This is a genomic window from Anaerolineales bacterium, assembly GCA_037382465.1.
In the GTDB taxonomy this organism is placed as follows: domain Bacteria; phylum Chloroflexota; class Anaerolineae; order Anaerolineales; family E44-bin32; genus WVZH01.
This window is the reverse complement of sequence record JARRPX010000084.1, coordinates 1-11,816: the sequence shown is the minus strand read 5'-3', so window position 1 is coordinate 11,816 and position 11,816 is coordinate 1. Positions and strand designations below refer to the sequence as shown.

Annotated in this window: 10 protein-coding genes; 4 read left to right on the top strand and 6 right to left on the bottom strand. The window is 56.8% G+C overall.

The features are described from left to right. The coding region (upp, locus tag P8Z34_15640) for a uracil phosphoribosyltransferase (GenBank protein MEJ2552108.1) at positions 1 to 248 on the top strand (248 nt) is incomplete at its 5' end. A 98-nt stretch (positions 249 to 346) separates the two neighbouring features. Here the strand turns inward: upp and tpiA are convergent. The 4 genes from tpiA to P8Z34_15620 form a co-directional block, all read right to left on the bottom strand. Beyond that, positions 347 to 2,770, bottom strand: coding sequence for a triose-phosphate isomerase (gene tpiA, locus P8Z34_15635; protein MEJ2552107.1), 2,424 nt, complete (start codon positions 2,768 to 2,770; stop codon positions 347 to 349). A gap of 197 nt (positions 2,771 to 2,967) precedes the next feature. Beyond that, positions 2,968 to 4,143, bottom strand: a complete 1,176-nt coding sequence (locus P8Z34_15630; GenBank protein MEJ2552106.1) for a phosphoglycerate kinase — start codon at positions 4,141 to 4,143, stop codon at positions 2,968 to 2,970. Positions 4,144 to 4,199: 56 nt separating this feature from the next. Then, positions 4,200 to 5,210 carry a type I glyceraldehyde-3-phosphate dehydrogenase gene (gene gap, locus P8Z34_15625; GenBank protein MEJ2552105.1) on the bottom strand — a complete coding sequence of 337 codons (1,011 nt, stop codon included), beginning with the start codon at positions 5,208 to 5,210 and terminating at the stop codon, positions 4,200 to 4,202. Between the two features lie 24 nt (positions 5,211 to 5,234). After that, entirely contained in the window at positions 5,235 to 6,641 is a 1,407-nt protein-coding gene (locus tag P8Z34_15620) for a YvcK family protein (GenBank protein MEJ2552104.1), read from the bottom strand. Between the two features lie 81 nt (positions 6,642 to 6,722). Here P8Z34_15620 and ugpC point away from each other — a divergent pair, with 81 nt between their 5' ends. Both ugpC and P8Z34_15610 read left to right on the top strand, forming a co-directional pair. After that, positions 6,723 to 7,823, top strand: a complete 1,101-nt coding sequence (ugpC, locus tag P8Z34_15615; GenBank protein MEJ2552103.1) for a sn-glycerol-3-phosphate ABC transporter ATP-binding protein UgpC — start codon at positions 6,723 to 6,725, stop codon at positions 7,821 to 7,823. A gap of 75 nt (positions 7,824 to 7,898) precedes the next feature. Continuing rightward, entirely contained in the window at positions 7,899 to 9,110 is a 1,212-nt protein-coding gene (locus P8Z34_15610; protein MEJ2552102.1) for a 2,3-bisphosphoglycerate-independent phosphoglycerate mutase, read from the top strand. 123 nt (positions 9,111 to 9,233) lie between these two features. Here the strand turns inward: P8Z34_15610 and P8Z34_15605 are convergent, their stop codons facing one another. Further along, complete coding sequence (locus tag P8Z34_15605; GenBank protein ID MEJ2552101.1) at positions 9,234 to 9,932, bottom strand: TIGR01906 family membrane protein; 699 nt, start codon at positions 9,930 to 9,932, stop codon at positions 9,234 to 9,236. A gap of 15 nt (positions 9,933 to 9,947) precedes the next feature. Continuing rightward, positions 9,948 to 11,498 carry a fused MFS/spermidine synthase gene (locus tag P8Z34_15600; protein MEJ2552100.1) on the bottom strand — a complete coding sequence of 517 codons (1,551 nt, stop codon included), beginning with the start codon at positions 11,496 to 11,498 and terminating at the stop codon, positions 9,948 to 9,950. Between the two features lie 39 nt (positions 11,499 to 11,537). On the opposite strand from P8Z34_15600, the gene P8Z34_15595 reads away from it, so the two are divergent. Continuing rightward, on the top strand, positions 11,538 to 11,816 hold a 279-nt coding region (locus tag P8Z34_15595; GenBank protein MEJ2552099.1), incomplete at its 3' end, for a hypothetical protein.

Genomic DNA, 11,816 nt, shown 5'->3' with positions numbered 1-11,816 from the left:
TGATCCTCGATCCGATGCTGGCGACGGGTGGATCGGCCGTCGCCACGATCGACATCTTGAAGGATTGGGGAGTGAAGAAAATCAAATTCGTCGGCCTCATCGCCGCACCGGAGGGCATCGAGGAACTCCACAAGCACCACCCTGAAGTCCCCATTCATCTTGCCGCCGTGGACGAAAGGCTGAACGAGCACGGCTACATCCTGCCCGGCCTGGGAGACGCCGGGGATCGCCAGTTCGGTACCGGTTGAGGACGAACGACGATTCTTTCCCGCCAAATAAAAAGGACACCCGCCTCGGCGGGTGTCCTTTGATATCCGGCATCTTTCCGCAGTAGATCTTACTCGAGCTAAACTCGAGCGGCTTCGACGATGGCGATGAAATCGTCGGCGCGTAAACTGGCACCGCCGACCAGAGCGCCATCGATATCCGGCTGCTGGAAGAATTCCGCGGCATTTCCCGGCTTGACGCTGCCGCCGTATTGGATGCGCGTGGCCTGTGCAATTTCCTCGCCAAACATGCTCGTCAACACCGGACGAATCGACTCGACGATGGTCTCATTGGCATCCTCCGCTGTCGCCGCCTTTCCGGTCCCGATCGCCCAGATGGGCTCATAGGCCACGATGACGCGGCGGAAATCCTCTTTGGATATGTCCGCAAAGCCCCGGGAGACCTGTGTGCTGATCAAATCTATCGTCTGTCCGGCTTCGCGCTGTTCCAGCGTTTCTCCGACGCAAACGATGGGTCGCAAACCATGACTCAAAGCCGCCCTGACGCGTAAATTAACCGTCTCATCCGTTTCACCGAAATACGCCCTGCGCTCCGAATGTCCGATGATCGTAAACGTGCACAAGCCTTGCAGCATGGTGGGAGAAATTTCGCCCGTAAACGCACCCGCCTCTTTCCAGTGAACGTTTTGTGAGCCTACGAACACATCCTCGTCCTTCAAACGCTCCGCCACGGCGGGTAAGGCGATGAAGGGCGGGCAAATGACGCGTTCGACGCCGCTGAGTTTGGACAAGCGAGGAAGCATCTCCTCCACGAGCTGCAGCGCTTCCGCGATGTTTTTATTCATCTTCCAATTTCCTGCAATACATGGTACTCGATCCACATTCTCCTCCAGCCATACTGGCGTGCGGTTGTTCTCCAGAAGTCCGGTGAGTAATTCCCGGGCCACATCCATCTCGCCGAGATGGATGTGGATCTCGACGAGAACCACATTCGCGACGGCGTTGTCCGGATTGCGGTCCAACACGGGAGCCAGCTCAGCCATCGCCGCCTGCGGGGAATCTGCATACAAACGCATCCGCGCAGCGGCCACCTGGATCACGTCGCGATCCGGGTAATTATCATAAAGATCCTCGATCAGCGGCCACATCGGCTCTTCAGGCGCCCCGAAAAAAAGCGCTTGGAAAAGCTTGTTCGCCAGGAGCACCTCAGGACGCATCGGATTCTGTGAGAGCTCGCGCGCCCGCAAGTAGGTTTCCATGGCCATCGGGAAGTCACCGGCTTCCATGAAAAAATCGCCTGCTTTGATGAAGGCATCGTACGCCCCGCGGTCATCGCCTTCCGCTAGCAACGTCTCCGCCCGACGAAGCACATCGCCCGCATTTTCGTTTGAAAAGTCCTCAGGTTGGACTTCCTGCGTAGGCCGATCTTCCGGCCCCTTCGTCTCGGTTGCCTTTCCCCGGGAAGAAAGCTGGTTGATGCTGCCGAGAAAAACAAACAGGATGCAACAGGTCATCACCAATCCGGCGACGACCCAGAACCATCGGTTTCGTTTCCGTAACGAATCCTTCACACCCGGTTTTTCACCCAAACTCTCCGATTGCGGCGCGTCGTCCGCTGACGCCATGTCGGCCAACGTGGCAGCTTTCGCAAATGATTCCGAAGGCAGATGATTCTTTGTGCGAGGTTTCGACAACGATTCGAGAACCCCAATATCACCGCCGGTAACCGCGGCGCAGAAGGCCTCGATCATATCTTCGATGCTGGCAAAGCGATCTTCTCGATCCTTCGCCAACGCCTTCAGCAGCACCAACTCGACGGCCTCCGGCACCGTCGGATTGACCTGGCGCGGCAGGGGAAGCGGCGTGTAGATGTGGTCGTGAATGATCGAGAAAGGGGTGTCCGCAGAAAAGGGAACACGGCCGACGACCAGTTCGTAGAGCACGACCCCTAAGGAATAGATGTCCGTACCCTCGTCGAGATCCTTCACGCCTTGCGCCTGTTCGGGGGAAATATACTGCGGCGTGCCCATGAGCATGTCCCCCGAGAGCGTCGAAGCGCCTGCTTCTGCGATGCGCGCCAGTCCGAAATCTGCAAGGTAGATTTCACCTTCCGGGGCGATCAAGATGTTGGAAGGTTTGACATCCCGATGCAGGTAGCCGTGTTCATGCGCATACGTCAATGCACTCCCCACGGCCTGTACAATTCGCAGCGCTTCATCCTTCTTGAGTGGGCCTTTCGCAAGACGCGCTTTGAGCGTTTCGCCTTCGATGAACTTCATCACCAGGTAGGGCTGGCCTGCATGCTCGGAAAAATCGTATACCGGAACGATGTTCGGATGTTCCAATTTGGCGACGACTTTGGCTTCCCGTTCGAAACGAGCCTGAAAACTGGGGTCCTCCATGATCGCCGGATGAAGCGCCTTGATGGCTACATAACGATCGAGGGCGGGATGGTAGGCTTTATAGACCGTCGCCATACCTCCCTGTCCCAACTGCTCGATGATGCGGTAGGCGCCAACGTTTTCACCTTTTGCAAAACTCATAGCAACTCCAACCTCAGGCCGCGCACATTATAGACGAGAGGTTTCAAAGGGACAACAAAAAGCTGCGTGGCCGTCGGCAATTGATCGAGCCAACCGGCCAAGCAGAATCTACCCGCGCACGAGGATATTACGTTCGAATCACTCTCTCGATTGCTTCGAATGCGAAGGTCTCCGAGCAGGAGAACCCGAAAATACGCTTATTTATCCTCGAGTACCACCACGCCAGGCAGTTCTTTGCCCTCGAGAAACTCGAGCGAGGCGCCGCCGCCCGTCGAGACGTGGCTGATGCTGTCCGTCAAGCCGGCTTGCCGCACAGCGGCCGTCGATTCTCCGCCGCCCACGATCGTCGTGCCTTTACAAGCCGCTACGGCTTTGGCGATCGCCCACGTTCCCTTGGCGAAGGGCTCGAACTCGAACACGCCCATCGGTCCGTTCCAAACCACCAGCTTCGCCTCGTTGATGACCTGGCTGAACGACTCCACCGTCTTGGGGCCGATGTCGTATGCGCCCCAACCCGCCGGTACTTCGTCAACCGAGACCGTCTTGCTTTGGGCGTCCTCCGCAAATCGATCCCCAACGACCAAATCGACAGGGAGCAGCAGCCGATCCGCAGAACGCGCCAGCAAATCCTTTGCCGTTGCGATGGAATCGTCTTCGACCAGGGAATTGCCCATGGATTTCCCTTGCGCAGCAAGGAAGGTGTTGGCCATGCCGCCGCCGATGAGCAGACGGTCTGCTTTTTCCAGCAGTCGCTCCACGACGGTGATCTTATCGGAAATCTTGGCGCCGCCCAAAATCGCCACGAAAGGATGGGCGGGATTCTCCAACGCCTTTCCCAGGTATTCCAATTCCTTTTCCATCAAAAACCCGGCGACGGCAGGGAGATGGTGTGCGACGCCTTCCGTCGATGCGTGCGCCCGATGCGCAGATCCGAAAGCATCATCGACGTACAGGTCGGCGAGTGAAGCCAGGGCTGCGGAAAATGCGTCATCGTTCGCCCGTTCTTCCGGGTTGAAGCGCGTGTTCTCGAGCAGCAGAACTTCTCCCGGCTCAAGTTTCTCCGCCGCGGCTCGTGCTTTGGGTCCTACGCAGTCCTCCACGAATTTGACCGGCATGTCGTGCAAGGAGGAGAGGTGTTCGGCCACGGGTCGCAGCGTCAATTCCGGAACGATTTTACCTTTGGGCCGGCCGAGATGCGAGCACAGGATGACTGCGGCGTCGTGATCGAGCAGATAGCGGATCGTCGGCAATGCGGCTCGGATGCGGGTATCATCGGCCACGGCTCCATCCGCAAGCGGGACGTTAAAATCGACCCTCACCAAAACCCGCTTGTTCTCGGGATCGATGTCACGAATCGTTTTCTTATCAAACATGCGATTAACCTCAACGCGGCGCACCCGGATTGCCAGGCGCGCCGCGCTTCATGGATTTACAGAGATTTCGAAATTAGATTGGCGAGATCTGCAGTTCTCACCGAATACCCCCACTCGTTGTCGTACCACGTGACCAATTTCGCCATGTTGCCGCCCATCACGAAGGTGAACTGAGCGTCGACGATGCTGGAATGATCGTCCGCTTTATAGTCCATGCTGACCAGGGGTTCCTCCGAGAACGCGAGGATGCCCTTCATCGGACCTTCAGCCGCCTTGCGCATCGCGGTGTGCAGGTCTTCCGTGGTCGCTTCATTCTGCAGCAGCACGACGCAATCCACGATCGAGACCGTTGGGGTCGGCACCCGCAGCGCGTAACCGTCGAATTTCCCTTCCAATTCGGGGATTACCAGCGCCACCGCTTTCGCCGCGCCCGTCGTCGTCGGAATGATGTTGAGCGCCGCGGCGCGCGCACGCCGCAAGTCCTTGTGCGGTAGATCCAGAATTCTCTGGTCGTTGGTATACGCATGGATTGTGGTCATCAAGCCCTTCTCGATACCGAAGTTGTCCTGAATGACCTTTGCCGGAGGCGCGAGGCAGTTCGTCGTGCACGAGGCGTTGGAAATGATGTTGTGCTTGCTGGGGTCGTAATCTCCATCGTTGACCCCCAATACGACGGTCAAGTCCGGGTTCTTCGCAGGTGCGGTGATGATCACCTTTTTCGCACCGGCCTCCAGATGTTTGGAGGCGCCTTCACGCGATCGAAATACACCCGTACCCTCGATGACGATTTCCACACCCATGTCTTTCCAGGGTAGTTTCGCGGGATCTGGTTCAGACAGCGCCTTGATGAAGTCGCCTTCGATCGTCAAACCGTCTTGTTGGACCTCTACCGTGCCTTCGTAACGACCGTAGTTCGAGTCGTAGCGGAAAAGGTGCGCCATCGTATTCAAATCACCGAGATCGTTGAAGGCCACGACGTCGAAGACGTCCGGATATTTCTCCTTCATGATCTTCAGGACTTGTCGTCCGATTCGGCCTAAGCCATTGATTCCTACTCGTGTTGCCATAATTTCACTCCTATTTTCTACGGATCAATTCAGATCCGGATTAGTATCTTGTTCATCCATCGACGGCAGATCCAACGGGCCGGTTCGTTCTTCCAGTAGCGCGATCAACGCTTCGGCCAATTTCTGCGCATCGTGCCGCCAGGGCCGATCGACGTCGACCAAATCTGCGGTATAGAGTTGGACCAGCGAATTTCCATCGAACACGGGCTGGACCATTTCGGTCCCATCCGGCTTGGCATCCAGATTACCATCGTTGGCCACGATCAAATCCACCAACCCCAACCCGACGTGATTTTCGATGGCCTCCAGATGCTGCTGACAATTATAACCCTCCGTTTCCCCCTTCTGGGTCGCCACGTTGCAAACGTACGCTTTAAAGGCGCTGGAAGCCTGGATGGCCTGGACGATGTCCGGAACCAGCAGGTTGGGCAGTACGCTGGTATACAGGCTTCCCGGGCCAACCACGATCATGTCCGCAGCCAGAATAGCCTGGATCGCACCGGGATATGCGGGTGGATCGTTGGGCTCGAGCTGCACCCTTTGTATCCTACCTGGAATATCGGGGATGCGGCTCTCGCCCTCCACGCGTACCGCTCTGTCGGCAAGTGCAGGAGCTTTATCGGCCGATAAAGCGACGTCATCCAGCGTGGAAGGCAGTACCTGACCGTGTATCGCCAGCACGCGTCCCGTCTCCAGGATACCTTGATCGAAACTGCCGGTCACACCTGCCAGAGCGGCGATGAAGAGATTTCCGAAGGAGTGGCCGTTCAATTCTTCTCCTTCGAGAAAGCGATATTGAAACAGCTGCGTCAGTAGATCTTCATCGTCAGACAAAGCGGCCAGGCAGTTGCGAATGTCACCCGGCGGGGGCAGTCCCAACGATTGACGCAGCCTTCCGGAGGAACCACCATCGTCTGCGACCGTCACGATGGCGGTCAGATTGCCGGTGTGCTTTTTCAGACCACGCAGCAGCGTGGACAACCCGGTACCTCCACCGATGGCGACGATCTTCGGGCCGCGGCCCAGACGCCGATGCCGGGCGACGGCTTCCACCAAAGGCTTTCCTGGACGGAGATACGGCGCAAGCAACGTGCGGTTGAGCCTCAGAACAGCAAAAAAGGTCAGCAAGAAACCGAAGATTGCAAGCACGACCGCACGCAGCCAGCGCGGCAGATCGCGAAGGCTTAACATAGCGAGCCATGGGGATTGTGGATGGTTTCGATAAATATCGAGCAAAATCACCGCAACGCCCAATCCGATCAAGGCCACGCCGACGATCAGAATCACAAACCAACGCTTGACCCCCAAGCCTGGCTGGAGCCAGCGGACGAGTCCACGAAATCTATGCGGCGTTTTTCCGTTTTGATTGGATTGACCCGGTGTCTTGTACACGAGGACGACTATACCAGAGAGGATATACAGCGTCAACATGAGGGGCTTTAAATCTTTTATGTTGCTTTGGATGCGTGTATAATGGTGGCACGATACCCAAAAGAAGGAGGAAGACGGCCCATGGCCACCGTAAGTTATACCCACGTAAGTAAGCATTTCGGAGACGTAACTGCAGTAAACGATATGAACCTCAACATCATCGACAGGGAGTTCCTAGTACTGGTCGGGCCGTCAGGATGCGGTAAGACCACCGGTCTTCGCCTGCTCGCAGGTCTCGAGGAGATCGACGAAGGAACGATCGCCATCGGAGATCGCATCGTCAACGACATCGAGCCAAAAGATCGGGACATCGCCATGGTGTTTCAGTCCTACGCGTTGTACCCACACATGTCCGTGTTCGACAACATGGCTTTTGGCCTCAAGCTTCGCAAGACACCCAAGGAAGAGATCAAACGGCGCGTTAAGGAAGCCGCAGACATTCTCAGCATCGAGCACCTCTTAGATCGAAAACCTCGCCAGTTATCCGGTGGCGAGCGACAGCGCGTCGCCGTTGGCCGAGCCATCGTGCGCGAACCGCAGGTCTTCCTGTTCGACGAGCCCCTCTCGAACCTGGATGCGAAATTGAGAGTTCAAATGAGGGCCGAAATCAGCAAGCTGCATCACCGCCTGAAGACGACTTTCATCTACGTGACGCACGATCAGACCGAGGCCATGACGATGGCCGACCGCATCGCCGTGATGCGAGGCGGCGTCCTTCAGCAGGTCGATACGCCGCAGGAACTCTACGATCGCCCGTCGAACGTCTTCGTGGCAGGCTTCATCGGTTCACCGGCGATGAACTTCTTCAAGGCAACGCTGGAGAAATCCGATGGATCGCTGGTCATCGATGCGGACACGTTCCACGTCAATGTTCCGCCATCGAAGGTGGATCGATACATGCCTCACGCCGGCAAGCAGGTCATCTTCGGCATCCGCCCGGACGACGTGCACGACCCGACGTTCTCCCCGCCCGTATACGCCTCACCGGTCGAAGCGAAAGTAGAAGTGACCGAGTTGATGGGCAACGAGATATTCATGCACTTCATAAGCGGCGATAACAGCTTCATCGGACGGATCGATCCACGAACGGCGTTCAAGGTCGGCGACACCGTCGAGTGCGTCTTCGACATGGACAGCATGCATCTCTTCAACGTCGACGGCGACCAAAACGCGATCATGTAGACGATACGACACATACATTAAAACCCCCCTCCTGTAAAGGTGTGGGGGTTTTCTTATGACAAGGAGGATTTCCATATGCACAATATTGAACTCATGCGCTCACTGCATAAGAAGAACGACACGAAAATCATCCTGCTCGTCATGGACGGACTCGGCGGTCTGCCCATCGAGCCGGGCGGTCCGACGGAACTGGAAGCCGCGAACACACCCAACCTCGACCGTCTGGCGGCGGAAGGAACGCTGGGACAGACCGTTCCCGTTCGCCGGGGCATTACCCCCGGATCGGGTCCCGCGCATCTGGGGCTCTTCGGATACGACCCCGTCGAGTTCGAGGTCGGCCGCGGCGTGCTGGAAGCGACGGGTATCGGCATGACGGTGTCGAAAGGGCACGTAGCCGTTCGAGGGAATTTCTGCACCGTCGACGCCGAGGGGAAAATCATCGACCGCAGGGCAGGAAGAATTCCCTCGGACGAAGCGATTCCCATCGTGAACGAGCTGCAGGAGATCGAGATCGAAGGCGTGGATGTGGACGTTCGCCCTGTGCGCGAATACCGCTTTGCGGCCGTGATGTCCGGTAAAGGGCTCTCGGCCAACATCGAGGATACCGACCCACAGCAAACCGGCGTCGCCCCCCTCCCCGCCCGCGCGCTCGACGGCGAATCCGAGGCATGTGCCCGGTACTTCAACCAATGGATTGCGGCAGCGCGCGAGAAACTGCAATCCCAGCCCAAAGCCAACGCATTGACCCTGCGCGGGTTTTCGACCGACCCCGGCCTGCCGCAATTTCCCGAAATCTTCGGGCTACGCGCCGGTTGTATCGCTGTATACCCGATGTACCGCGGCGTATCGAAACTGGTCGGAATGGAGCTCATCGAATTCGAGGGCGAAACCCCCGAGCAGGAGTTCCTGGTCGCTTCGCAACGATGGAACGATTACGATTTCTTCTTCATTCACATCAAGAAGACCGACAGCAAAGGCGAAGACGGGAACTTCGAAGGCAAGGTTAAAATCATCGAGAGCGTGGACGCGGCGCTGCCGCAGTTGATGGACTTGAATCCGGACGTCGTCCTCGTGACCGGCGACCATTCCACACCCGCAAAAATGCGTTCACACTCCTGGCATCCGGTTCCCGCCTTGCTCTGGGCGCCGGAAACCGTAAGGGCGGATGCGGAAACGACTTTCGGTGAACGAGCATGCGGGCGCGGTGGTTTTGGGACGATCCCTGCCACGGCGCTCATGCCGTTGATGATGGCGCACGCGAATCGGCTGGAGAAATTCGGGGCCTAAAAGATTTCCACAGCGCTGCCCAATATCTGCCACCCAAGAAATAAAAACAAGGATCGACGCCAACGTCGATCTTTGTTATTTGTTCATCCGCTTCGCAGACTTCTCGACGAACGACGAAACCGGTTACCCCGCTTCCCCAGGAATTTTCTTCGCAAGCAATCTGCCGATCCCATAGACGATCGACGCCTCCAGGACGGTCACCAGTCCCAAAAGGATGAAGCAGTCTCGCCAAAAACGCTCCGGATAGAGACGGATGAACGTATCCGAGTAGGCGAAAAGCCAGGTATCTCCTTCGAAAAAGATACGATGAAAGCCGACGAAGAGAACGCCGAAGGAAACTACGATCCCCAGGATCAACACGCCGATGAAAATCAACGTGGCGCGGACCCCGCGGAAAATGACATGCGGAATTTCCTGGCCCTGACCCATTCGCCACAAGACCACGAGTATCAGAACAGCCAGAATCCAACCGGCCAAAAGGACGCGTTTCATGACGTTCAACAAGACCTGGACGTCTTGCATGTGTTTCAGCTCGCGTTCGTTGTGCATCGGCGATCCATCGGCAAGGAAATGGGAATCGAAATAGGAAATATCCTCGTTGCTGAGTAGGAATTGGATGTCCACGGACGACCAGTACAGCCGGTCCTGCAAGTCGAAGCCATAGCTATCCTCTGGAAAACCAGGCATGCGGTACTCGATGGGGACCCAGATCCCGGCGCTGTAGAGAACGATATAAACACTCGACAGAATGAGACTGATCGGCAGTAAAATCACGAACAAGGTTTCAACCGTTTGTTTCCAGAAACGTGCCCTCGATGGCAAGATACTCGCCTCCTTCTAACGCAGGATATCGACGTCACCACCCAGAATGAAACGCAGGGCCATGGAATTGGTCAGAAATTCAATCGGCGCACGATCGTCGGTATAGACAACGTCGGATTCGGGTGTCGGCTGCAGTTGGGCAACCGTCCGCCGTAAAACATCCAGCAGCACTGCCGGAGCCTCCTGATTTTCCAAGGCAAAGATGTTCATGATCAGGTTGTCGGCGCCGGTCGGCTGCTTGGTCGCATAGATGAGCGTGTTGAAGGTATTTGGCACATCGACCACGTACACCGACGGAAAAACAGATTGGATGGTGCCCGCCAGGGCCTCGATGATGCGGCGGTCGTCCGGCGTACGGCCCACGTTGATTGCCACGACGCCATCCTCGTAGAGATGCGCATATACTTCAAGAAAGAATTCCTGCGTGGTGAGATGCCAGGGAATATACGGCAGCCTGTATGCATCGATGGTGATGACGCTGTACAGATATTGGCTATGCGCAAGACCCCAACGTCCGTCTGCGACGATTGCATTCAGATTCGGCTCGTTCATGTCGAACCATTCCCGACCGACTTTAATGATCTCTGCATCGATCTCCCATCCATCGATCGGTATCGCACCGAAGACATTCGTGTACTGCTTGGCAATCGTCCCCCCGGCCAGTCCAACAATCCCCACCCGTTTCACGTCGGATAGTGCGACCGGCGCGGCATTGAAAAACGGCGCCGACAGGAAGTAATCCCAGGTGCCATAGGTGACGTCCATTCCAGGGGCGTAAACCGAGTGGATGCCCTGACCTTCGTTCAGCATCAAATAGCGAACACCGCCGCGTTCCACGACCTGAATGTAATTGTAAGCCGACTCCGTTTCGAACACCTGTCCCGTGCTGCGCTTGATCGGACCGGACAAAGTGAAGAAGGACAAAACGAGGATCAAAACAGGCAGCAGCAGGTACTTCAGGCCGCTTCTGCGATCCTCGATGAACAATCCTCCCAGGGCCACACAGATGAGAATTAAACTGAAAACCAGGAATGTCCTCGCCGTACCGATGGTTGGAATCAACCAGAGCACGGGGAGGAAAGTGCCCAGAATCGATCCCATGGTCGAGATCGCATACATCCTGCCGGATATGCTTCCAGCCTGTTCGGGCGACCGGATGGCCAGTCGTATGGCAAACGGAGACACACAACCCAGCAGTGTGACGGGAATGCTGAAGAGAATCAACACCACGAAAAACGAACCCAGCATCACCGCCGTGGACAAGTGTTCGACGGCCTTCGCAGCTTGAAGCAGGATGGGTCTGGCGATGATGGGCACAAGACCGGCCGCGAAGGCGCCCCAGGCCATGACGCGATAGAAGGTACGAAGATGGGGAGAACGATCCGCAAGCCGGCCGCCGAGGAAATATCCCACGGTGAGATAGATCAATATGAGGCCGATGATGTTCGCCCAGACGATGTTGCTGGTGCCGAAGACGTTGCCCAACAAACGCGAAGCGGATATCTCGATCGCAAGCGTGGTCATGCCGGAGAAGAATACTGCCACACCAAGTAATTTTTGACGCATGGGCTCCATCCTGTCTTCGTCTATCGCCCCTGGACAGCGGTGGGACGTAATCTCCGTCGGGAAGAAAGGTTCAACGCATCTTCCAACGAATCTCCGCAGCGGACTTCGATCACCGGCACGCCTTCCCGACCCGCGGCAGATGGAAGTGCATTCGTGTCCTCCGGTCCACCGAAAGTGCTGGCGTCCAGGGAAATCAGGATCGGGCGGCGGTCGCCGATTATCAATCTTCGCAGCACGGGACAGGTGTTCGAAACGGAGTCGGCTTACAATTACATTCAGGTCGTGGAACGCGGCGGTGTTCGCTATTTGATGCTGAAC